Raw genomic sequence first — 21,773 nt, forward strand, 5'->3', positions numbered from 1 at the left:
TGGGGCTGTTCGGGAGGAATCGATGCAAGACGATGATAATGAAAAGGAAACATCTCAGACGCACAGGCTATTACACGATGAGTTGCCGAAGGAGCATGAAGATCCGCTGATCAGGCGGTTGCATATCATCATTCGCTTCGCCATCAAGCTACTGGCAATAATGATGGTGCTGGTAATCATCTGGGGCGTCCTGGATGTCATCTATGTGCTCTACACCAAGTTCATCTCACCGCCGGTAATGCTTTTTGAAGTCGCCGACATCTTCGTTATCTTCGGTGCCTTCATGGTGGTGCTGATCGCCGTGGAAATCTTCATCAACATTCGGCTTTACCTGGGCACCAATGTCTTGCCCATTCGGCTGGTCATCGCGACGGCCTTGATGGCTATCGCGCGTAAGGTGATCATCTTGGATATTGCCACCATCTCGGCCGAAGAGATGCTGGCCATCGCGGCTATCGTGCTGGCGCTCGGCGTGACCCATTGGCTGGTGGGCAAGTAGGAGTAGGGTGAGGCTCCTGAGTTGAGATCCATGCCGACACCATCCCGTCTCACCATACGTCCCGAAACGGTCCACGACGCCGAAGCCGTCACCGTGCAGCTTTCCGCGAGCCCCCAGCGTCAATGCACCGGGAGCTCGTGGTCGGGCATCAGGGTGTTGATAGCGGTCAGGAATCCTGATCGTCGAGCATCATCTGGATCATGGCCTCGAGCTCTTCGACCTTCTCCTCAAGTGCCTTGATCTTGCCTTCTTCCTCGGCAGTCTTGATGTAGTTGTCGTTGATCTTGGCCATATGCTTCTCGACGGCTTCGGAATCCATGGCCAGGGCAGAGCCGGCCATCATCAGGCTTGTGAGCAGGCCAGCGGTCAAAAGCTTCATTTTCATGTCACACCTCGTCGTGTCGGATTGTTGAGCACTTGAGACCTGCCGTCACCACCTCTCGTCAGGTCTAAGCTTTAGTGTGACGGAGCAAGAAAACCTTACATGCCAAACGCACAAGCCTGGCAACGCTTGGGTAAGGTGGGCGACAGGCACTAGATCGGCGCTACACTGTCCAGATCATCTCACGAAGCCAGATCCCGTCACCAAACCAGAGCAGCGACAGCCAAGAGGCCGATCATGAACGCAAGCAAGATTCTTCAGCAGTTGATGCAACAAGCCGGTGGCAGCAGCAATAACAAAAAAGGCAGCAGCGGCACAATGGATGTGAAAGGCATTCTGGAAGGGCTTTCCAAGCAGCTGGGCGGTAACGAGGGGCAAAAAGGGCAGTCCGGCAAGGCGTCAAGCGAGGGCGGTTTCGATATGAAAAGCCTGCTGGGCGGTAGCGCCATGGGGCTATTGGTGGGTTCCAGACGCGGCCGTAAACTGGGCGGCAAGGCATTGAAGTACGGCGCGATTGCCGGGGTGGGCATGTTGGCCTGGAAGGCTTGGCAGAATTCCCAGGCAAGTGCCGCTAATGAAGCGGCCGAGGGTAAACCGGTGGAGAGCCTGAGCGGTTCCACTCAGGAGCGGCGAAGCCTGGAATTGTTGCAAGCCATGATCATGGCGGCACGTGCCGATGGGCATATCGATGCGCGTGAGCAGGAACTGATTACTCAGCAAATCGACGCCCTGGGCGCTGACCAGGAGCTGCATGCCTGGGTAGAGCATCAACTCAAGGCACCGCTGGATGCCCAGGCGTTGGCGCGCGAGGCAGACTCCCCGCAAGCCGCCCGTGAGATCTACCTGATGAGCGTGGCCGTGATCGATGAGAAAAATCCCATGGAGCGTGCCTGGCTGGAGCAACTTGCCTCGGCATTGAAGCTGGAGCCGGGCATGGTCGATGAGCTGGAGCGCCAGGCCCTGGCCGCAGGGTAGAGAGCGATACGGTTTTTCAAAAAAACGTCTCGAAAGCGTCAGCCGCCAACGAGATCCCCACCGTTGGGATGCAGCGTCTGGCCGGTCATGAAGGAGCTATCCTCGCAGGCCAGAAATAGCATGCATGAGGCGACTTCATTGGGTTGGCCAGCCCTGCCTAACGGTGAACCCTTGCCGAATTTGGCTAACTTTTCCTCGGGGAAGGAGGCGGGAATCAATGGCGTCCAGATAGGGCCAGGGGCCACCGCATTGACCCGAATGCCGTCTTCCGCCAGCTTGCTGGACAGGGCACGTGTCAACGACAAAACGGCGCCCTTGGTGGCGGAATAATCCACCAACAGGTCCTGGCCGCGAAAGGCGGTGACCGAGGTGACATTGATAATCGAAGCCCCGGCTTTCAAATGCGGCAAGGCGGATTGCACCACAAAAAATGGGCCGAACAAATTGGTATCGAAGGTACGCCGAATCTGCTCTTCGGGAATATCGGTGACGTTGGATTGGGCGTACTGTTCACCGGCGTTGTTGACCACGATATCCAGGCCGCCGAACCGTTTGACGGTTTCCTCCACGGCCCGCTTTGCTTCCTGCTTGGTGCCGATATCGCCGTTTAGCGCGAGACCGTCACAGCCCTCGTCTCGCATGAGGGCCAGGGTGGTCTCGGCATCCTCGTGTTCATCCTTGTAATGAATAGCGACATTGGCGCCTTCGCGTGCGAACAACACAGCGGTGGCGCGTCCAATCCCGCTATCGCCCCCGGTAATCAGTGCGGTCTTGCCTTTGAGCCGATCAGAACCGGGATAACGCGGTTGGTAGTCGGGCTCCGGTGACATGAGATGTTCCATGCCGGGTTGGCGTGGTTGAGCCTGTTCTGATGTATCCATCGTTTATTTATCCTTTTCTATACATTACACATTGACGTTGAGCCTCTTCACCTGAGCTATCGCTAACGTGAAGATTGGCTTTTGTCGGCAGTATAGAAAAGAAGGTGCGGTTATTCTTGGCTATTCAGCGAGGCGGTATGTTCAATCGGCGCCGGTAAATGTCGGCCCGCCGGCTTCTTCACCCCAGACCTCCTCCAGGCGTTCGTCACGCCCACAGCGGTAACGGTAAAACTTGTAGCGCAGTGGATTGCGTTCCGCGTAGTCCTGATGGTATTCCTCGGCTTCCCAGAACGTATCGGCAGGCACGATCTGCGTGGCGATGTCACGGCCGAAATGCGCTTCCAGCTCGGTTTTTGAGGTTTCCGCCAGGAGTTTTTGCTCTTCATCATGATAGAAGATCGCCGAGCGGTATTGAGAGCCGACGTCACAGAACTGGCGGTTCTCGGCGAAGGGGTCGATGTTGCGCCAGAACACTTCCAGAAGCTGCGGGTAGCTTATCTGCTCCGGGTCATAGTGAAACTGAACTGCTTCAGCATGGCCGGTATCGCCCTGAGTAACGGCTTCATAGCTAGGGTCTTCCACGCTACCCCCGATATAGCCGGAGACAGCATCGTCAATGCCCGGCTGGCGTTCAAAGGGAGGTTCCATGCACCAGAAACAGCCACCGGCAAAGGTGGCAAGGCGGGTGTCGTCAGTCTCGGCAAGAAGACTGGAGGAAGCGCTCAGCCCTAGCGCAAGGACCAGAGGGCTGAGCAGGAAAGTGTGCATCGAGTGGCTCATAGGGGAAGCGCTCCAGTATGGGTGTACCTCTCCCATTGAGTGTCAGTCGCAGTAAGGGTTCCGTGAAGGGAGTTAAGACGCCGCATGGTTAACGCTTAATAGATTGTTTTAATGCTTTTGTATTGGCTTTTTTTTTCGGTTTAATTTGTTGATATTTATATTTTTTACATTCCGGGGTTAGTGACTGAAACGGATACTTCCGGCCGGCTTTTCCATACCTCTGCCAATATCTCCAGTGTGGCGCGAATGGCAGATTCCTCGTAACGGTCACGGCGCCAGATAACGCTGAGGGCACAGGCCAGGCGTATGTTGTCGACCACAAGCAGACCGTGCTCTTGGCGTTCGCTCATCGCCAAGGCATCCCGTGCCAGGCTAAGGCCGACCCCAGCGCGTACCAGATCCAGCATGCAGGCTTCCTGGTCGACCTGAGCCACTTGATTGGGAACGGCGCCAAGGGGTGCGAGCACTTGGTCGAGCAGGCGGTGATGCACGGAATCACTGGGAGTGACGATCCAGGGCAGCGCGGCAAGGTTTTTCCAGTCGCTCTTGGCCAGGCGGGTTTCCCAGCCGGCAGGGGCGATCACATGATAATGAAAGTGGGTCAGCTCCTGATGAGCCAGCACGGCGTCACCGGGGCCTTCAGCCGGGGGGGCGAGGTAAAACCCCACGTCGAGTTCGCCGCTATGCACCCGCGATAGGACACTGCCGCTCATGCCGTGATGAAGCTCGGTTTCCAGCTGTGGCGCACGTTCGACCAGGCGGCGCAGGAAAGCGCCCAGCCGAATGAACTCGGGGTCGATAATGGTGCCGATCTTGAGGCGTCCCCGCAGGGTGCTGTGCAAGGCAGCGGCGGCTTGTTCGAAGGTCTGGGCAGCCGCCAGAGCATTTTCGGCGGCGGGCAACAGCGCATGGCCGTCCGCGGTCAATGCCAGCCCTTGCGGACGCCGAATGAATAGCGTCAACCCCAAGATTTCTTGAAAGTGCTTCAGCTTGAGGCTGATGGCCGGTTGGGTCAGATGAAGGCGCTCGGCCGCGCGCGAAACGCTACCTTCCCGAGCGACGGTGACAAAGGCTCTCAACGCATGGAAGTCTTGCATGGGCTATCCACCTGGAGTGATATGAGTGCCTGATATTAGGAAAGCTTATAACCAGCTTTTGAATTTCTCAATTGATCCCTGGGATGAGGGCGATAAGCTGGGATCAACTGCAAGAATTCTTCTAGACCATTCTCCTAGACCAAGCTGACGGGACTTTCTGATATGTCTGACACAATAATTAATCATTATATCAATGGCCAAGTAGTAGAAACTGAACCCACCCAGCGCCAGGATGTTTTCAATCCCGCCAGCGGCAAGGTGTCCGGGCAAGTCGCCTTGGCTTCGCCGGCGGATGTCGAAAGCGCCGTGGCGGCGGCTCAAGCCGCTTTTCCAGCCTGGGCGGATACGCCGCCGCTGCGCCGGGCAAGGGTCATGTTTCGTTTTCTGGAATTGCTCAATGCCCATAAGGATGAGCTGGCCCGGGCGATCACCCTTGAACACGGCAAGGTGTTCACCGATGCCCAGGGTGAAGTCGCTCGGGGGATCGATATCGTCGAATTTGCCTGCGGCATTCCGCAATTGCTCAAGGGCGATTATACCGAGCAGGTCAGCACGGGGATCGACAACTGGACCATGCGCCAGCCGTTGGGCGTGGTGGCGGGTGTCACCCCGTTCAATTTCCCGGTCATGGTGCCGATGTGGATGTTCCCCGTGGCGATTGCCGCCGGTAATACGTTCATTCTCAAGCCCAGCCCGCTCGACCCCAGCGCTTCCTTGTTGATGGCCGATTTACTCAAGCAGGCCGGCTTGCCGGATGGGGTATTCAACGTGGTGCAGGGGGACAAGGATTCCGTTGAAGCGTTACTCGACCACCCGGACGTAAAAGCCTTGAGCTTCGTCGGCTCCACGCCGATCGCCAACCTGATCTACGAGCGTGGCGCCAGGAACGGCAAGCGCGTTCAAGCCTTGGGCGGGGCCAAGAACCATATGGTGGTGATGCCCGATGCCAATCTGGAAAAAGCCGTGGATGCACTTATCGGCGCCGCTTACGGCAGCGCCGGCGAGCGTTGCATGGCGATCAGTGTGGCGGTGTTGGTGGGCGATGTCGCCGACAAGATCATGCCGGCCCTGGCCGAACGCACCCAGGCCCTGAAAGTGAAGAACGGCTTGGAGCTGGACGCCGAGATGGGCCCCATCGTGACCGCTCAGGCGCACCAGCGCATTACCGGTTATATCGAAAAAGGCCTTCAGGAAGGCGCAGAATTGCTGGTGGACGGGCGGGATTTCGATTCCTCCGTGACCGGTGACGGCAATGCCGAAGGCTTCTGGATGGGCGGCACGCTGTTCGATAACGTGACCCCGGAAATGACCATCTATCGCGAAGAGATCTTCGGCCCGGTATTGGTCTGCGTGCGGGTGCCGGACGTGGCGACAGCGATACAGTTGATCAACGACCATGAGTTCGGCAACGGGGTGAGCTGTTTCACCGAAAGCGGCAGCGTGGCGCGTGAATTCGGCCGCCGCATTCAGGTGGGTATGGTAGGCATCAACGTGCCCATCCCGGTGCCCATGGCATGGCATGGTTTCGGTGGCTGGAAGCGTTCGCTGTTCGGTGATACGCATGCTTATGGTGAAGAAGGCGTGCGTTTCTACACCAAGCAGAAGTCGATCATGCAGCGTTGGTCGGATTCCATCGATGCCGGCGCCGAGTTCGTGATGCCGACTGCAAAATAACCACGCGCGGAGACAGTGGCCATGGCTGACACCCAACAACAAGCACATGACTACGATTACATCATCGTGGGCGCCGGTACCGCCGGCTGCCTGCTGGCCAACCGCCTGAGCGCCGACCCGAAAAACAAGGTGCTGCTGGTCGAGGCGGGGGGACGCGACAACTACCACTGGATTCATATTCCGGTGGGTTATCTGTATTGCATCGATAACCCGCGCACCGATTGGTGCTTTCGAACCGAGCCCGACAAAGGCTTGAACGGCCGCTCCTTGCTCTATCCCCGAGGCAAGACGTTGGGCGGCTGCTCGAGTATCAACGGCATGATCTACATGCGCGGTCAGGCCCGGGACTACGACGACTGGGCCGAGGCTACCGGTGATGATGCCTGGCGCTGGGAGCATTGCCTGCCGGATTTCATCAAGCACGAAAGCCATTATCGGTTGGACGACAATAGCGACAGCGATGCTGCGCATGGGGATTTTCATGGGCATGGCGGTGAGTGGCGGGTAGAAAAGCAGCGCTTGAAATGGCAGGTGCTGGACGATTTTTCCGAAGCCGCCCAACAGGCAGGGATTCCCAAGACCACCGACTTCAATCGCGGTTGCAACGAGGGGGTGGATTACTTCGAGGTCAACCAGCGTTCCGGCTGGCGCTGGAACACCGCCAAGGCCTTTCTGCGTCCAGTCTGCACCAAGCGCGCCAATTTCACCTTGTGGCATTCCTCGCAAGTGCTCAAGCTTGAATGTCAGCCTAATGCGGACGGCACTTCTCGTTGTACCGGCGTACGTCTTGAGCGGGAAGGCAAGGAAGTGGTCGCGCATGCCCGGCGTGAAGTGATTGTGTGTGCCGGGGCTATCGGCTCGCCCCAACTGTTGCAGCTTTCCGGCATCGGCCCGGTGGACCTGCTTGCTGAACATGCGATTCCTGTCGTGAAAAATCTGCCGGGGGTGGGAGAAAATCTCCAGGACCATTTGCAGATTCGCTCGGTATATAAGGTGAAGATCGGCTCCAAGACGCTCAATACCATGGCCAGCACTTGGTGGGGCAAGACGGGCATCGGCTTGGAATACATCTTGAAGCGTTCCGGCCCGATGAGCATGGCGCCTTCGCAGCTGGGGGCTTTTACACGTAGTTCCAGCGACTACCCGCATCCCAATATCGAGTATCACGTCCAGCCGTTGAGCCTGGAAGCGTTCGGTCAGCCACTGCATGCCTATCCGGCGATTACGGCCAGCGTGTGCAATCTCAACCCCACCAGCCGCGGCACGGTGCGCATCAAGAGCCGCGATCCACGAAAGGCGCCTGCGATTGCCCCCAATTACCTGAATACGGAGGAAGACCGGCGTGTGGCGGCAGATTCTTTACGGATTACCCGGCGTATCGCTGAGCAGCCAGCCTTCGCCAAGTATGAGCCGGAAGAAATCAAGCCCGGGGTGGAGTACCAGAGTGATGACGACCTGGCCCGGCTGGCCGGGGATATCGGGACCACCATCTTTCATCCGGTAGGAACGACGAAGATGGGCCGGGAGAACGATCCTATGGCGGTGGTGGACTCGCGTTTGCGTGTGCTCGGCGTGCAAGGCCTGCGCGTGGTGGATGCCGGCGTGATGCCCACCATCACCAGCGGCAACACCAACTCACCGACCCTGATGATTGCCGAAAAAGCGGCGGGATGGATCCTGCAAGAAACTAATGGGTAATGAATAATGAATGGTGAGTAAGTTTTTGGCGAACAGTAAGCCCTCGGTGAACAAATGCAAATAAGGTTTGACGGGGGCTGAAGAAAGGTGCAGAATGCACGCAGTTGGTTAGCAAGTCGCACGAAGTCAGCAGTATCGAAACGCTCTATAGCATCGAGTCTGGTGAAGGTTTCTTGTTCTACCCACTGTAATTCGGGTATTTCCCGGCTCTATATTTTAGCTATTTGAGGAATTCGATAATGGCAACTGGCACAGTTAAGTGGTTCAACGATACTAAAGGTTTTGGTTTCATTTCTCCGGACGACAATGGTGACGACCTGTTCGCTCACTTCTCCGAAATTCAAGCCGATGGCTTCAAAACTCTGCAAGACGGCCAGAAGGTTTCCTTCGACGTCACTCAGGGCAAGAAAGGCCTTCAGGCTTCCAACATCAAGGTTGTCGGTTAATTCCTTCAACATGATGTTCGCTAGTTAGGCTTTCGAGCCAGACAAGCAGAAAAGACCCGCTTCGGCGGGTCTTTTTGCGTGCCTATGATTCACGTTATTCAAGAATTAGCCCTTTTCTATATCGCTTAGCTTAACTCTTTTCTGCCTTGTTATTCTTTTATGGAATTTCAGAATTTCTAAAAATAACTTTTTAGAATATAGGATGGGCGTCACAATGCAGCATCACGTTATTAATGGATACTGTCATGTCGTTGGATGCCTGGGTTTCGGTAACGGTAGTGCTTACTATCTTTCCCCTGATGGCCTTTACCCGGCTCGGGCCCGATATTATTTTGCTCGGTGCCGTCATTTTACTGTTGACCCTCGGAGTGATCGACCCCAGCCAGGCGTTGGGTGGTTTTTCCAATAGCGGCTTGTTCACCGTTGCGTTCATGTACGTGCTGGTCGCCAGCATCCGGGAAACAGGCGGCATCGACCTGCTTATCCGTCATGTGCTGAAACGCCCCGATTCGGAACGCACAGCGCTGGGCCGCTTGCTGATCCCCGTCGCGGCCTTGAGCGGCTTTCTCAATAATACGCCGGTGGTGGCGACCTATATTCCTGCCGTGATGAGCTGGAGCCGCCGCCTGGCACTGTCTCCCCAGCGCTTTCTCATGCCATTGAGTTTTGCCTCCATCCTGGGGGGCACCATGACCCTGTTCGGCACCAGTACCAATCTGGTGGTCCACGGGCTGCTGCTTGAGCGCGACCCGGCATTAAACATGGGCTTGTTCGACTTGGCCTGGGTGGGGGTGCCGGTGGCGGTCATCGGATTGATTTATCTGATCGTACTGGGACCATGCTTGCTCCCACGCCGCCACAGTGCTTCCACTGCCTTCGAGAATCCGCGGGAATTCACCATTGAAATGGAAGTGGCGCCTGATGGGCCGCTCGTGGATCGCAGTGTCGAGGAGGCTGGATTGCGGCATTTGCAGGAGCTATTTTTGGTGGAAATCGAACGCGAGGGAAATATCGTCACGGTGGTAGGGCCGGGGGAAAGACTTAAAGCCAATGATCGACTGGTATTCGCCGGGACCTCTGATGCTGCGGTGGAATTGCAGCAGATTCGCGGCCTAGTTCCCTCGCGCCACGGAGATTTTAGTCTGGAAAAAGACTTCAAGGAGCGTCGGCTGGTGGAAGCGGTGGTCTCGGATCAGTGCCAGTTTATCGGTAAGCGTATTCGAGATGGCCATTTTCGCACCTTATACGGTGCCGCTGTATTGGCTATCTGCCGTGGAGGCGAGCGCGTGGCGGGTAACCTGGGCCAGGTACGGTTGCAGCCTTCCGATGTGTTGCTGCTGGAGGCACGGCCGCCTTTCATCGAACGCCATCGCCAGTCACGGGATTTTCTGTTGATCAGCCAGCTCAACGGAGCGGCTCGGCCGGTGCATGAAAAAGCCGGACTGGCCTGGGCAATTCTGGGCGGGGTGGTCATGCTCGCGGCTTTTGGTTTGATGAGTATGCTCAATGCCACCATGCTTGGCGCCGCCGCTGTACTGTTGACCGGCTGCTGTTCAGTGAGTGCGGCCAAGCGTGGCCTGGATACTCAGGTACTGCTGACCATTGCCGCCTCCTTTGGCGTGGGAGCAGCACTGGAAAGCAGTGGGGCTGCCGCCCAAGTGGCGCAATCGGCCTTGGCGTTGGCGGGAGGCAATCCTTTGTTGCTGCTGATAGGGGTATATTTTCTAGTGTCGCTGTTGACGGAACTTGTCACCAATAATGCTGCAGCCGTGATCGTTTTTCCTATCGTCATGGCCAGTGCCGAAAGTCTCGGCGTCAACCCCATGCCCTTTGTGGTCGCGGTGATGTTTGCCGCCTCTGCCAGCTTTTTGACACCCATCGGTTACCAGACCAACCTGATGGTCTATGGTCCCGGTGGTTATCATTTCGGTGATTTCCTGCGGCTGGGGGGTGGGCTTAACTTACTGACCGCTGCCGTAGCGCTGGTTTTAATTCCTGTGGTATGGCCGTTTTAAGAATGGCGCTCGCTGTGATTGATGCTTTACGCTAGGGTATCGCTTTTGATTGAAGTGGAAGCTACCCATGAGTAACCCCGGTGAACTGATCCTTGAACCGCGCAACGGCCAGCCTGCCAACGCCTGTGTGTTTATTCTGCACGGCCTGGGTGCCGACGGTAATGATTTCGAACCCCTGGTGCCGGCGCTGAAATTGCCGGAAGGGGCCAATGTACGCTTTATCATGCCGCATGCGCCACGCTTGCCGGTCACGATCAACGGTGGGATGGTAATGCCGGCCTGGTACGACCTGCAGTCCATGGACCTGGATCGGCGAGTGGATGAAAAGCAGTTGCAGGCTTCTGCTGAGCGGATCAAGGGCTTGGTGCAAGAGCAGATTGATCAGGGCATCGATAGCCGACGCATCATCATGGCGGGATTTTCTCAAGGAGGGGCGGTGGCTTACGAGGTGGCGCTCTCTTTTCCTCAGCCGCTGGGTGGGCTGTTGGCCTTGTCGACGTACTTTGCCACCGCCGACAGTATTCAATTGGCCGATGCCAACCGGCATATTCCCATAGAGATCCATCACGGCAACTTTGATCCGGTGGTGCAGGAAGCGTTGGGACGGGCTGCCTATGAGCGGCTCAAGGCCTGGGATTACACGGTGAACTATCACCGCTACCCCATGGCGCATGCCTTGTGCCCGCAACAGGTGCAAGATATCGGCACTTGGCTGAGTGAACGCCTTGCATGAGCCATGATGAGTGCCACTCCGCCTCTTTTTGACCTGCTTTTAGCGCTGGGGCTCACCGCCTTGGCGCTAGGCTGTCTGTTTGATCGCCACCTGGTACGTGCTTGCATTGTGTTTGTCGGTTTTGCGTTGAGCATGGCGCTTGCCTGGTGGCAGCTTGAGGCACCTTGGCTGGCGCTTGCTGAATTTTCGCTGGGCGCTGGATTGACCGGCTGCAGCCTATTTTACGCCTTGGGTATCCTCCCGCCCGGTTCTCCCTTGCCTCCACGGCGCGACTGGTTTCGCGAGCCCTTTCGACAAGCCGCCATTCGCGCGGTACTGGCGCTGGCCTGGATGGGCATGATTGGTGCGGCTCTCAGACACAGCGTACCGGTGATGGCTTACTCACCTATTCAACAACCTTTATTGCTGGCCGGGGTGGCGATGAGTGCTCTCGGGCTTGGAGCGTTCGCCTTGCACCGGCACTTGTTGCGCCGGTTGCTGGCGTTTAATGTGCTGGGTTCCGGGGTGTTCCTGTTGCTGGCGGGGTTGACGGGCACCGTGGCTCAGGCGCAGGCATTGATCATCACGGGGTTGGGAGTGGCCTGGTTAGGTACCTTGCTGGGTGCCATGCTGATACGACGCTTGTATCACTTGCAGGGAGTCAAGGCGCTTATCAGCGATAATGAAAGCCTCCGGAAAAAGCGATCAGGGCCATGATGAGCATGCGCTTCGGCCTGGTCGAAAGCTCACAGATGGTATTGCCTCTCACCTACCCGGCGCTTTGGGTGGCTCTGTGCCTGCCTTGTCTCTTGGGTGTGCTGGGTGCCTGGCTGCGCCCTCAACGTACCTGGCCTATCTTGCTGGCTGGGCTGCCTCTGGTGGCCAGCGGCATCGTGCTGTTGATGATAGTCGAGCAGTACGGCTTGCAGCGTTGGCAACTGGAATGGGGCAAGCTGACCGTACAGTTGCGCCTGAATGGCCTGAGTGTCTTGCTGTTGTTGCTCACCCAAGGGTTGGGGCTGGTAGCGGCACTCTATACACCGGGTGAATTGCGCCACGCTGACCCAGCGCAACGCAGCCTGGAGCGCTGGCTGTGGCCGCTGCTAGGGATACTGATCGGTTCGCTTTCGCTGATCTGGGTGGCAGCGGATCTGCTCACCCTCTATGTCGCTCTGGAACTGATGGGGTTGAGTGCCGTCGCCATGTTGTTGCTGCCAGGTAAGGTGGAGGCGCTGGTGGCCGGCATACGCTACTTGCTGTTGGCGTTGGTCGGCTCGCTGATGTATTTATTGGGAGTGGCGTTGATTCTAGGCCACTGGGACAGGCTGGACCTGGCCGGTCTGGTGCAAGTGGTGGAAGCGGGGCCGGTGGCCTGGACGGCTGCGGCGTTGTTGGGGGCGGGGCTGGCCCTCAAGGCGGCCTTGTTTCCGTTGCATGCCTGGCTGGCCCCGGTACATGGCAATGCCTGGGTGCCGGTCAGTGCCTTGCACGCCGCCCTGGTGATCAAGGCGTCACTGTTCATCTTGTTGCAGTTATGGAGCGTGTTGATCCCGGACAGCGTCTTTGCCGCTCAGCTAGTCGCCTGGCTCGGGGTGATTGCCATTTTCTGGGGAGGCGGGCTGGCCTGGCGTGCGGTGGAATTGAAGTCCTTGGTGGCGTATTCCACGGTCGCTCAGATGGGGTATTTGATGGTGGTGTTTCCCCTGTTGCTGGGCCCCGGCATCTCGGCATCGGTGCAGGTGTTGGCCTGGCAAGGGTTCTGGCTGTATCTGGTAGGCCATGCCCTGGCCAAGGCGGCGATGTTCCTGGCCGCCGGAAATTTGATACTCGCCACTGGGAAGACTTCACTGCAAGGCCTGGTCGGTGCCAGTCGTCAGTTACCCTTGTCATTGCTGGCCTTCGGCGTCGCCTCGGTCAGTTTGATCGGATTGCCCCCGAGCGCAGGCTTCACCGCCAAGTGGTTATTGTTGCGGGCAATGGTGATGCAGGCCCAGTGGGCCTGGGTGGCAGCGCTACTCTTGGGCACCTTGCTTTCCGCCGCCTATGTGTTTCGCGTGTTTCGCTACTCCTTTGTCGAAACTGCTCCTCATTATGCGTTTCGTGCCTTGCCCCCTTGGCTGGATGGCTTGGCGCTCGGCCTGGCGTTGGCTTCTTTGCTGCTAGGTCTGTTTGCCTATGGCCCCTTGAATCTACTGCAAGGGGACCGCTGATGAACGCGGCCTGGTTGCCGCCAATGGTGTTGTCCACTTCTCTGTTGGCAGCGGTGGTTATCTTTGCGCTGCCGGAAAACGCTTGGCGTTGGCGTACCGGCGTTAATCTGGGAGCGGCGCTGGTCAAGCTGACACTGGTGGTGCTGTTGGGGTACCGCGTAGTAGAGGGGCATCGCGATACGTTTCGTTTTCCGGTAGTGGAAGGCATCGACTTCGTCTTGCGCGCCGATGCCTTGGGCATGATGTTTGCAGGGCTTTCGTCATTGCTGTGGTTGTGCACCACTCTCTATGCCATCGGCTATTTGGAGGGCTCACCCAACCGGAAGCGTTTTTTTGGTTTTTTTAGCCTGTGTGTGGGCAGCACCTTAGGCATTGCGCTGGCGGGCAATCTCTTCACCTTCCTGATTTTTTACGAAATACTGACCTTATCTACCTACCCCTTGGTGGTGCATCGCGGTACGCCGAAGGCATTGGATGCCGGGCGCGTTTATCTGCGTTATACCTTGGCAGGAGGCACGGTATTGCTGCTTGGTGTGGTGCTGTTGTATAGCCTGGCCGGTGAGCACTCTTTCGCCTTGGAAGGCAGCGGCCTTGAAGCCTTTCTGCCCGACTACCGCGGCTTGTTGCTGCTGATCTTTGCGCTACTGGTCGGTGGGTTGGCGGTCAAGGCGGCCATGGTGCCGGTGCATGGCTGGTTGCCTCGTGCGATGGTTGCCCCGGCGCCGGTCAGTGCACTGCTGCATGCGGTGGCGGTGGTCAAGGCCGGCGCCTTTGGGATATTACGCGTTGTCTATGATGTTTTCGGCATCGAGCTCAGCGTGGAACTGGGTGTGACCACCGTATTGGCTGTGGCGGCCTCGATCACCATTGTCTACGGCTCGCTTCGGGCGCTGGCACAGGAGGAGCTCAAGTCGCGCCTGGCTTTCTCCACCATCAGCCAGGTTTCATACATTGTGCTGGGAATCAGCTTGTTCGGCCCCTTCGGCACCATTGCGGCACTGACTCATCTGCTTCACCAGGGCCTTATGAAAGTCACCTTGTTCTTCTGCGCCGGCAATTACGCCGAAGAGCTGGGGATTCATCGCATTGATGAGCTTAACGGTGCCGGGCGCCGCATGCCCTTGACCAGCCTGGCGTTTACCGTGGGTGCTCTGGGGATGATCGGCTTGCCACCGGTAGCCGGCTTTATCACTAAATGGTATCTGGGTATGGGGGCTGTGCAGGCGGGTATGCCCTGGGTAATCGTAGTGCTGGTGGCGGTTAGTATGCTCAATGCGATGTATTTTCTGCCTATTCTGTATCGTTTGTGGTTTCGCCTGGGCCCGGCTCATGGTCACGGAGCCTGGCCCGAAGAACGACGCCTGGGGCATATGGAAACCAGTGCCTGGCTGTTATGGCCGATGGTTGCCACCGCCTTGCTCAGCCTGGGTGCGGGGCTGTTTGCCGCCATGCCGTTCAGCCCCTTGGGCTGGGCTACTGCAGTCGCATTGGGAGACTAACTGCCATGATGCTGCCGGATACGCTTTCAGCCAATGCGCTCTGGTTCAACAGTCTGCTGGGCCTGGCTTTGCTCTGGCCGTTATTGCTGTCCATTAAGGTGATGTGGCGCCATGTTGCTGCAGGCGATCAGGGGGTGGTGCAGTACTTGAACGGTTGGTGGCTGAGTGCCGCCTGGCCGGCGTTGGGGTTGGTGCTAGTAGGTAACGGTCAATGGATACTGGATGGCTGGATACTCGGTGGGCAATGGGAACTTACAGCCCTGAGCCGAGCGTGGTTGATGTTCACTGCCTTGCTCTGGGCCTTGGCGGCCTTGCATGCCCGAGGCTATTTCGCCCATGAGCAGGCCGAGGCAAATGCTGGAGATACCGCCGCCAGACGGCGCCTGTTGCGCCTTGCCGTGTTATGGCCATTGACGTTGACGGGCAATATTCTTTTGATCGTCGCTCAGGATATTGCCAGTTTCTATCTTGGCTTTTCGCTGATGACTTTTGCCGCCTACGCCTTGGTGATACATGACGAGTCGCAGCGAGCGGTTTTGGGTGCCCATGTTTATTTGATCATGGCGGTGCTCGGCGAAGGCATGGTGCTCGGGGGCTTCCTATGGGTGGCGGGGGAGGCGCAGGTACTCACCCTGGAAGGGCTGCGCGAAGGGATTGCCCAAGCCCCGCATGGGGTGGCCATAGCGGCGCTGCTATGGGGTGGATTTGGCATCAAGGCCGGGGTGATCGGCCTGCACGTATGGTTGCCTTTGGCGCACCCGGTGGCACCGGCGCCTGCCAGTGCCGTCTTGAGCGGGGCCATGATCAAGGCGGGTTTGCTGGGCTGGCTCAACGTCTTGCCGTTAGGTAATTCTTTGCTCAGCGAAGGATTCTTGCGTCTTGGTCAGCTGATCATGGTCGCCGGGCTGCTGGCGGCTTTCGGGGCGGCGATATACGGCGTGATGCAGCGTCATCCTAAGGCGGTGCTGGCCTATTCGAGTATCAGTCAAATGGGCATGATGACCACTCTGGTGGCCACCGGCCTGACAGCACCCGAAAACTGGCACCTGGTTTGGCCGGCGCTGGTATTGTTCGTCGCTCATCATGCCCTCGCCAAGGGGGCGCTGTTCATGGGCACCAGCATCAGTGAGCATCTGCCGGCTTGGCCACTGACACTGATGTGGGCATTGCTGGCGCTTCCTGGGCTTTCGCTGGCAGGCACGCTGGGAGCAGGAATGGTATCCAAATGGGGGTTCAAGTCAGCATTGTACGACAATGAACAAACCACCTTGATATGGCTCTTGTCGCTGGCAGCGATAGGCACCGCCGCGCTAGTGAGCGTGGCGTTGTGGCGCCAATGGCAGCAGCGTCAGGTCGGCAAGGGAAATGGCTGGCAGCTTTATGCTTGGCTGGCAACCTTGGGACTGGCGCTGATTACGCCTGTCTGGTTACCGCTACCGGCGGAGTCCATGCCGTTTCCTTCCTTCGCTGAATGGCCGGGACTAGTCTGGCCGCTCCCCTTGGGAGTATTAGCCGCCGGGCTGATGTTGATGTTATGGACGCCAAGGCCTTTTATCGTACCGACCGGTGATCTCTGGTGGCTATACGCCGCACTCGGGCGTGCCGGCGCCAACGTCTATGGTGTCATGGTGCACCGCTTGTTCATTACCAAGGCCACCATAGTGACGCGCGCATTGGCGATGGAAACCCTGCTGATGAAGCGCCTGGAACAGCTCCTCGCCAGCGACGCCTGGATGCGCCGCCATGCCAGTGGCTTGATGATGGCGCTCGCGGTGGGATTGGTGGCACTGTTAGCATGGGAGAATATTCCGTCGTGAAAGTTGCTGTATCATCCAGACAATTTCATGGCATATTTTTCCCGACGCGAGAACTTTCATGAGCGAGCGGTTACGTGGCCGTGAGGCCGAAGTGCCCTGTGACATTCCGGTAAAAGGCTGGCTGGATATCGCCTGGCGGGTCAAGCAGCAGATGGAAGCTCATCGCATCACCATGCTGGCGGCCGGTGTGGCGTTTTACGCCTTGCTGGCGATATTTCCCGCGATTGCCGCAATGATTTCGCTATGGGGGTTGCTGTTCGATCCTTACGACATCATTCGCCAACTCAATGAGCTCAGCCGTCTGATGCCGCCGAATGCGGCCACCTTGATCGACGAACAAGCGCAGAAGCTTATCGAGGAAATCGATACAGGGCCGGGTATTACGGCAGCCTTGGGCACGGTATTAGCCATTTTTGTGGCTTCCAAGGGCGTCACCGGACTTGTCGTGGGGCTTAATGTCGTTTATGGGCAAGTAGAAAAACGCGGGTTAACCAAGCGCATCCTGGTAGTGGCCGCCCTGACATTCGGCTTGCTCGGCATTACCCTGCTCACCCTGGGGTTTATCGCTCTGTTCCCGCTGGTGGTCAATATACTGGGAATACATAGCCCCTATGATCGAATCGTGGGTTGGTTGCGCTGGCCGCCGCTGCTAGTGCTTATGAGTGTCCTGATTGCACTACTGTATCGCTTCGCTCCTTACCGGCGCGCGCCACGCTGGCAATGGCTGAGCGTGGGAACCTTGGTCGCCACGGGATTGTGGTTGCTTGGCTCCGGCGGGCTCTCCTTGTATGTGCGCTATTTTGCCAATTTCAGCGAGCTCTACGGCTCGTTAGGGGCGGTAGTGGTATTGATGTTGTGGTTCTGGCTTTCGGCCTTCGTCATATTGTTGGGCGCGGAAATCAACTGCCAGATGGAGCGCCAGACCCGGCTGGATACCACGGTCGGTGAGCCGCGTCCGATGGGGGAAAGAAAAGCCCATGCAGCGGATACGCTGGGACCCATGCATCCCTGGCAAAAGCCAACCCACCATTTACCCAGCGATGAAGATTAACCATCTGAACAGAGCGTGTCTGTTGAGTCGCGAAGGCCGGGGCGTAATGCCCCAGCGGTGGAGTGGTATGATTATCAAGTTATTGATATTAAAATTTTTATATCGACTTCTATAACAGCTCTTCAGCGGCCAGTGCCAGGCGCGAGCGTTCCACGCTGGTCAAGGTGATATGCCCGGCGTGGGGCCAGTCGCGAAAACGCTCGACCACGGCGGCCATGCCGCAGGTGTTGGCGGTGAGGTAGGGAGTGTCTATCTGCCCCACGTTGCCCAGGCAGACGATCTTGGTATTGCGACCGGCACGGGTTACCAGTGACTTAAGTTGCTTGGGAGTAAAGTTCTGTGCCTCATCGATAATCAGGAAGGTATCGTTCAGGGTGCGCCCACGCATGAAGCCCGGCGAGCGAATCTGGACGCGAGAGCCGATCAATGAACGGGTGGCGTCATTGTCCCAGCTGCTTTCTCCATCGTCATTGCGCAGCAGGTTGTCCATGTTGTCGTGAAAGGCCCCCATCCACGGCGACATCTTTTCTTCCTCGGTACCGGGCAGAAAGCCGATATCCTCGCCCATCGGCACGGGTATGCGCGTAAAGACGATTCGCTCGAATTGCTTGAAATCCAGTGTCTGCTGGAAGGCCGCCGCCAGGGTCATGAAGGTCTTTCCGGTTCCTGCATTGCCGGCGATGGTGACCAAGTCGATCTCCGGATCCATCAAGAGATTGAGGGTGAAGTTTTGGCGGCTATCGTGGGCATGCACGCCCCATACACCGGTGTGGTGACGATAATTGGTCAGCAGCTCCAGGCGTGCGCTGGAGGGACTCAGCTCGCGTACGATGGCCTCGAATTCAGCACCGTTTTCACCATCGGACACCAGCATGCCCACATGCCAGTCATGAGGCATTATTCCGCTGAGCTGATAAAACGTATGGTTTTCGAGGCGCTCGACCTTCACCTCGACATTAAGCGATCCCCATAGTCCCTTGGCATCCAGACCGACGGGTACATAGACCTTGGCTCCCTCGATCATGGTGTCGGTATCGGAAAATACCCGATCGTTTAGATAATCCTCTACCGGTACCTTGAGTGCGGCCGCCTTGACTCGCAGGTTGATGTCCTTGGTGACCAGCACCACCGAGGCATCGGGCCTTTCCTCACGTAGCCGGCAGGTCTCGGCCAGAATACGGTTGTCGGGACTGTCCTCCATATTATCCAGTGGCTTGAGATCCTGATAACAGAGGAAGCGCAGGCGGCCGGTTTCCCCGCTGAGCTTGGGGATGAGAATGCCTTGCTGAATCTCCTGGAAATCGACCTGGTTGGTCAGGTCCGAGAGGGTGCGGATGATCTGGCGTGCCGTGCGGGCAATCTCGCGAATGCCGTTCTTGTGCTTGTCGAGTTCTTCTAGAACCGTCATGGGAATGACCACGTCATGCTCATCAAAGTGATAGAGCGCGGTGGGGTCATGAATCAATACGTTGGTATCCAGCACGTAAAGCCGTGTGGCTTTCTTATCGAATCGTACCATCGGTCAAAGTTCTCCTTGGTTGACGGCAACATCGACACTGGCACTGAAACCTTACGGTCATGTGACAGGCTCTCAACTGCTTTAGCCAGTGTCGCTTCCCTGACACTTATCCGATCCGCCTCCTTTGATTTTGAGATGGGATTCAAGGCATATTTCTGACTCCATTCAAGCATGAGTGGCTTTTTCCGACTTTGCCACATGGCGTTTAAACGCAGCGTACCTTGGCTCATGGATTTAGCTGACAACTTTCAGGCTCGGGGAATCATCGCCTCCGATCAACGTTTCGTTTACGGATATGTTTCCTATACTTCCGTTATATCTTTAATGCAGCTGAGAGCCATTGAGTCGTTGGGCAAGAAATAGTGGAGACGCAAGTGGGTTATCAGACTGGAGAAAATGCTTTTCAAGGGAGCGTCATATGCAACAAATGGAACAGGAGGAAAAAAGCTTGGCCTCACGGGGTTCCATTCCGGTAGTGATGACATTGTTGATACTCAATGCCCTCAGTTTTCTGGCGCTGTTGAACGCCCCCTATCTGGGAATGCAGTATCTGGCGTTATGGCCCTTGGGGGCGGAAGTGAGCGCTCAATTACCGCCGGAGTTGGCAGCGGGTGAATTCCGTCCCTGGCAGCTGGTTACCTATGCCTTTCTGCACGGCGGCCTGTTCCACCTGTTTATCAACATGTTCGTGTTGTGGATGTTCGGTGGGCCGATAGAGCGAGTCTGGGGTTCGTTGAAATTCGCTGTCTTTTACGGTTTCTGTATTGTCGGGGCCGGGGTGGTACAGGTGCTGCTATCTTCCGTTGGTGCGATACCCCCGGCACCCTCCGTGGGGGCTTCGGGCGGGGTGTTCGCCATCTTGCTGGCGTTCGGCATGAAGTTTCCCAACCAGATAGTGGTGCTGCTTATCCCGCCGATTCCCATGAAGGCGAAATACTTCGTGGTGTTTTTGGGGATACTCGAGCTGATGGCCGGGGTGTTCGGCACTCAACAGGGGGTGGCCAATTTCGCTCACCTGGCCGGCATGCTGTTCGGGCTGATCTTTATCGTGTTGTTCGATCGCCAAAGGCGTGATTAGTTATCCAACCGACGAGGTGGCCACTTATTGATGTGCAGCCAAGTTTATTTATATTAAATACTTAGAGCAATTTATGCTTTTGCGTACGATTTTAATTTCCCTCCCCTTGATAACCCTTCGAATGTTTCCGACACTGATATAGCAGGTGCTTTACCCCATGGATATTGACAAAAAAGGAGGTGTTAAAAAATGGATACGCACAAGCTTTCCCCATGGAACTGGCTCAGGAACGAAGGAAGCGATACTGGGTCAGGTTCCACTCCTGCGAAATCCAGCGGTGGCGAGGTCTCGCCGTTGCTGGGTATTCATCAGGAGCTTGATCGCTGGATGGACAGGGTGATGGGCCAGTTCGGCATGCCATCGACCGTCGCCGGAGAAGCCCCAAGCCTGCTGCGTCCCAGCGTGGATATCGCTGAACGTGACAAGGAATACGTGATCAGCGTTGAAGTGCCGGGTGTCGAAGAAAAGGACATCAAGCTGAACCTTGAAGATGACCAGTTGATCATCGAAGGTGAAAAGCGTCAGGAGGAAAAGTCTGAGGAAAAACGGTATCAACGCATCGAGCGTTCCTACGGTAGTTTTCGCCGGATGCTGAATCTTCCCGCGGATGCCCGAAAGGAAGATATCCAGGCCTCTTTCAACAACGGTGTGCTCACCGTGACCGTTCCCCGCGATGCCGAGGCGGCACCGAAACGTCAGGAAATACCTATCAAGCACTGAACACATTTTTTAGGCACCTCGGTAGGAGGTGCCTATCTTGTTGCAGTCGACCGTTAGTGAAGAAGGAACTGAACATGAACGATGAGCGCGAAGTGCGTCAACAACTCGAAGACGAGGCGAAGGGTAAGAAGTATAAAGACGAAGTGATGCTGGGTACCCAGATGGAAGGCACTATCGATGATCACCTCGATCGGGGTGTCATCCTTACCCCGGCCCAGCACGCCGGTATGATCATACGAGATAATCTCAATTCCTCGGTTTCTGTGGATGCACAAACGAAAGCGGGAACCGCTGGCTTCGAAGCTGGGGAGGCAGGTCTGGACCCCGCCTATTTCGGTCCTTTCCTCGATGAACAGCAGCGACAACGTTTTGTCGAAAAGTACCTGGTCGGAGAAGAAAACCGTGCAGCCGATATCCAGGGAGAACGGGAAGAATAGTCGTGTCTGGGCCAGTGAGATGAGAAAGGCATTCACCAAGCGGTTAGCGAATTCTCCGATGTGGGTGAAATCAATCGCCCGATAGCGTCAGTACCTTGCGTATGTGGCTGCTCAGCAAACTGTTGAAGGTTCCAGCGCCTTGCTGACCCTCGGGCGAATCCATGTCGCGCCGCATGGGTGTCGCCAGACTGCCGGCATAGAAGATCACGGCGTCGGCATGCAGGCTCTGCTGCTCGATACTGGGTTGCCCAGCTTTCCAACCGAAGCGACCAATCACCGTCGA

At 56.9% G+C, this 21,773-nt stretch carries 21 protein-coding genes; 15 read left to right on the plus strand and 6 right to left on the minus strand.

The annotated features are described in order from the left end of the window. Positions 1–22 precede the first annotated feature (22 nt). On the plus strand, positions 23–499 hold the full coding sequence (locus LG290_RS03635; protein ID WP_499836288.1) for a phosphate-starvation-inducible PsiE family protein: 477 nt from the start codon (positions 23–25) through the stop codon (positions 497–499). Positions 500–665: 166 nt separating this feature from the next. Here the strand turns inward: LG290_RS03635 and LG290_RS03640 are convergent, their stop codons facing one another. Then, positions 666–884: a hypothetical protein gene (locus LG290_RS03640; protein WP_160417367.1), complete on the minus strand. Its 219-nt coding sequence runs from the start codon at positions 882–884 to the stop codon at positions 666–668. 234 nt (positions 885–1,118) lie between these two features. On the opposite strand from LG290_RS03640, the gene LG290_RS03645 reads away from it, so the two are divergent. Next, entirely contained in the window at positions 1,119–1,856 is a 738-nt protein-coding gene (locus LG290_RS03645; RefSeq protein ID WP_499836289.1) for a tellurite resistance TerB family protein, read from the plus strand. A gap of 38 nt (positions 1,857–1,894) precedes the next feature. Here LG290_RS03645 and LG290_RS03650 read toward each other — a convergent pair whose 3' ends face one another. The 3 genes from LG290_RS03650 to LG290_RS03660 form a co-directional block, all read right to left on the minus strand. After that, positions 1,895–2,737 carry a glucose 1-dehydrogenase gene (locus LG290_RS03650; protein WP_499836290.1) on the minus strand — a complete coding sequence of 281 codons (843 nt, stop codon included), beginning with the start codon at positions 2,735–2,737 and terminating at the stop codon, positions 1,895–1,897. Between the two features lie 141 nt (positions 2,738–2,878). Beyond that, a complete protein-coding gene (gene msrA / locus LG290_RS03655) occupies positions 2,879–3,517 on the minus strand; it encodes a peptide-methionine (S)-S-oxide reductase MsrA (protein WP_499836291.1) in 639 nt (212 codons plus the stop codon). A gap of 164 nt (positions 3,518–3,681) precedes the next feature. Further along, positions 3,682–4,614, minus strand: coding sequence for a LysR family transcriptional regulator (locus LG290_RS03660; protein ID WP_499836292.1), 933 nt, complete (start codon positions 4,612–4,614; stop codon positions 3,682–3,684). A 162-nt stretch (positions 4,615–4,776) separates the two neighbouring features. Between LG290_RS03660 and LG290_RS03665 the strand changes: the two genes are divergently transcribed. The 10 genes from LG290_RS03665 to LG290_RS03710 all read left to right on the plus strand — a co-directional run bounded on the left by LG290_RS03665 (position 4,777) and on the right by LG290_RS03710 (position 17,736). After that, the gene (locus LG290_RS03665; protein ID WP_499836293.1) at positions 4,777–6,288 is read left to right on the plus strand and encodes a CoA-acylating methylmalonate-semialdehyde dehydrogenase; all 1,512 of its coding nucleotides are present in this window, start codon (positions 4,777–4,779) and stop codon (positions 6,286–6,288) included. A 21-nt stretch (positions 6,289–6,309) separates the two neighbouring features. Further along, positions 6,310–7,986 carry a GMC family oxidoreductase gene (locus LG290_RS03670; protein ID WP_499836295.1) on the plus strand — a complete coding sequence of 559 codons (1,677 nt, stop codon included), beginning with the start codon at positions 6,310–6,312 and terminating at the stop codon, positions 7,984–7,986. A gap of 239 nt (positions 7,987–8,225) precedes the next feature. After that, complete coding sequence (locus tag LG290_RS03675) at positions 8,226–8,432, plus strand: cold-shock protein (RefSeq protein WP_114485639.1); 207 nt, start codon at positions 8,226–8,228, stop codon at positions 8,430–8,432. A 245-nt stretch (positions 8,433–8,677) separates the two neighbouring features. Beyond that, positions 8,678–10,447, plus strand: coding sequence for an SLC13 family permease (locus LG290_RS03680; protein ID WP_499836296.1), 1,770 nt, complete (start codon positions 8,678–8,680; stop codon positions 10,445–10,447). Between the two features lie 67 nt (positions 10,448–10,514). Then, a complete protein-coding gene (locus tag LG290_RS03685) occupies positions 10,515–11,180 on the plus strand; it encodes an alpha/beta hydrolase (protein ID WP_160417360.1) in 666 nt (221 codons plus the stop codon). Between the two features lie 3 nt (positions 11,181–11,183). Further along, positions 11,184–11,876, plus strand: coding sequence for a hydrogenase subunit MbhD domain-containing protein (locus tag LG290_RS03690; RefSeq protein WP_499836297.1), 693 nt, complete (start codon positions 11,184–11,186; stop codon positions 11,874–11,876). Beyond that, a complete protein-coding gene (locus LG290_RS03695; protein WP_499836298.1) occupies positions 11,873–13,369 on the plus strand; it encodes a complex I subunit 5 family protein in 1,497 nt (498 codons plus the stop codon). Before LG290_RS03690 ends, LG290_RS03695 begins: the two co-directional genes overlap by 4 nt. Continuing rightward, positions 13,369–14,868 (plus strand): proton-conducting transporter transmembrane domain-containing protein, encoded by a 1,500-nt coding sequence (locus LG290_RS03700; RefSeq protein ID WP_499836299.1) that lies wholly within the window; start codon positions 13,369–13,371, stop codon positions 14,866–14,868. Before LG290_RS03695 ends, LG290_RS03700 begins: the two co-directional genes overlap by 1 nt. 5 nt (positions 14,869–14,873) lie before the next feature. Continuing rightward, on the plus strand, positions 14,874–16,685 hold the full coding sequence (locus tag LG290_RS03705; protein ID WP_499836300.1) for a proton-conducting transporter transmembrane domain-containing protein: 1,812 nt from the start codon (positions 14,874–14,876) through the stop codon (positions 16,683–16,685). A gap of 58 nt (positions 16,686–16,743) precedes the next feature. Then, entirely contained in the window at positions 16,744–17,736 is a 993-nt protein-coding gene (locus LG290_RS03710; protein ID WP_160417357.1) for a YihY/virulence factor BrkB family protein, read from the plus strand. A gap of 109 nt (positions 17,737–17,845) precedes the next feature. On the opposite strand, the gene LG290_RS03715 is transcribed toward LG290_RS03710, so the two are convergent. Then, positions 17,846–19,255 carry a PhoH family protein gene (locus LG290_RS03715; RefSeq protein ID WP_499836301.1) on the minus strand — a complete coding sequence of 470 codons (1,410 nt, stop codon included), beginning with the start codon at positions 19,253–19,255 and terminating at the stop codon, positions 17,846–17,848. Positions 19,256–19,673: 418 nt separating this feature from the next. Here LG290_RS03715 and LG290_RS03720 point away from each other — a divergent pair, with 418 nt between their 5' ends. The 3 genes from LG290_RS03720 (at position 19,674) to LG290_RS03730 (ending at position 21,490) form a co-directional block, all read left to right on the plus strand. After that, on the plus strand, positions 19,674–20,333 hold the full coding sequence (locus LG290_RS03720) for a rhomboid family intramembrane serine protease (protein WP_499836302.1): 660 nt from the start codon (positions 19,674–19,676) through the stop codon (positions 20,331–20,333). 189 nt (positions 20,334–20,522) lie between these two features. Next, entirely contained in the window at positions 20,523–21,053 is a 531-nt protein-coding gene (locus tag LG290_RS03725) for an Hsp20/alpha crystallin family protein (protein WP_160417355.1), read from the plus strand. A 74-nt stretch (positions 21,054–21,127) separates the two neighbouring features. Then, positions 21,128–21,490: a hypothetical protein gene (locus LG290_RS03730; protein WP_160417354.1), complete on the plus strand. Its 363-nt coding sequence runs from the start codon at positions 21,128–21,130 to the stop codon at positions 21,488–21,490. 70 nt (positions 21,491–21,560) lie between these two features. Here the strand turns inward: LG290_RS03730 and LG290_RS03735 are convergent, their stop codons facing one another. Beyond that, complete coding sequence (locus LG290_RS03735; protein WP_499836303.1) at positions 21,561–21,767, minus strand: hypothetical protein; 207 nt, start codon at positions 21,765–21,767, stop codon at positions 21,561–21,563. Positions 21,768–21,773: the final 6 nt, after the last annotated feature.

The sequence above is a fragment of the Halomonas sediminis genome (genome assembly GCF_044871105.1).
GTDB lineage: Bacteria > Pseudomonadota > Gammaproteobacteria > Pseudomonadales > Halomonadaceae > Vreelandella > Vreelandella zhuhanensis.

Excerpts from the sequence above, each read along its gene's own strand:
- LG290_RS03695 (WP_499836298.1), top strand. The coding sequence starts at position 11,873 with ATGATGAGCATGCGCTTCGGCCTGGTCGAAAGCTCACAGATGGTATTG.
- LG290_RS03725 (WP_160417355.1), top strand. The coding sequence starts at position 20,523 with ATGGATACGCACAAGCTTTCCCCATGGAACTGGCTCAGGAACGAAGGA.
- LG290_RS03685 (WP_160417360.1), top strand. The coding sequence starts at position 10,515 with ATGAGTAACCCCGGTGAACTGATCCTTGAACCGCGCAACGGCCAGCCT.
- msrA (WP_499836291.1), bottom strand. The coding sequence starts at position 3,517 with ATGAGCCACTCGATGCACACTTTCCTGCTCAGCCCTCTGGTCCTTGCG.
- LG290_RS03640 (WP_160417367.1), bottom strand. The coding sequence starts at position 884 with ATGAAAATGAAGCTTTTGACCGCTGGCCTGCTCACAAGCCTGATGATG.
- LG290_RS03690 (WP_499836297.1), top strand. The coding sequence starts at position 11,184 with ATGATGAGTGCCACTCCGCCTCTTTTTGACCTGCTTTTAGCGCTGGGG.
- LG290_RS03675 (WP_114485639.1), top strand. The coding sequence starts at position 8,226 with ATGGCAACTGGCACAGTTAAGTGGTTCAACGATACTAAAGGTTTTGGT.
- LG290_RS03650 (WP_499836290.1), bottom strand. The coding sequence starts at position 2,737 with ATGGATACATCAGAACAGGCTCAACCACGCCAACCCGGCATGGAACAT.
- LG290_RS03700 (WP_499836299.1), top strand. The coding sequence starts at position 13,369 with ATGAACGCGGCCTGGTTGCCGCCAATGGTGTTGTCCACTTCTCTGTTG.
- LG290_RS03645 (WP_499836289.1), top strand. The coding sequence starts at position 1,119 with ATGAACGCAAGCAAGATTCTTCAGCAGTTGATGCAACAAGCCGGTGGC.
- LG290_RS03660 (WP_499836292.1), bottom strand. The coding sequence starts at position 4,614 with ATGCAAGACTTCCATGCGTTGAGAGCCTTTGTCACCGTCGCTCGGGAA.
- LG290_RS03710 (WP_160417357.1), top strand. The coding sequence starts at position 16,744 with ATGAGCGAGCGGTTACGTGGCCGTGAGGCCGAAGTGCCCTGTGACATT.
- LG290_RS03705 (WP_499836300.1), top strand. The coding sequence starts at position 14,874 with ATGATGCTGCCGGATACGCTTTCAGCCAATGCGCTCTGGTTCAACAGT.
- LG290_RS03635 (WP_499836288.1), top strand. The coding sequence starts at position 23 with ATGCAAGACGATGATAATGAAAAGGAAACATCTCAGACGCACAGGCTA.
- LG290_RS03720 (WP_499836302.1), top strand. The coding sequence starts at position 19,674 with ATGCAACAAATGGAACAGGAGGAAAAAAGCTTGGCCTCACGGGGTTCC.
- LG290_RS03670 (WP_499836295.1), top strand. The coding sequence starts at position 6,310 with ATGGCTGACACCCAACAACAAGCACATGACTACGATTACATCATCGTG.
- LG290_RS03715 (WP_499836301.1), bottom strand. The coding sequence starts at position 19,255 with ATGGTACGATTCGATAAGAAAGCCACACGGCTTTACGTGCTGGATACC.
- LG290_RS03665 (WP_499836293.1), top strand. The coding sequence starts at position 4,777 with ATGTCTGACACAATAATTAATCATTATATCAATGGCCAAGTAGTAGAA.
- LG290_RS03730 (WP_160417354.1), top strand. The coding sequence starts at position 21,128 with ATGAACGATGAGCGCGAAGTGCGTCAACAACTCGAAGACGAGGCGAAG.
- LG290_RS03680 (WP_499836296.1), top strand. The coding sequence starts at position 8,678 with ATGTCGTTGGATGCCTGGGTTTCGGTAACGGTAGTGCTTACTATCTTT.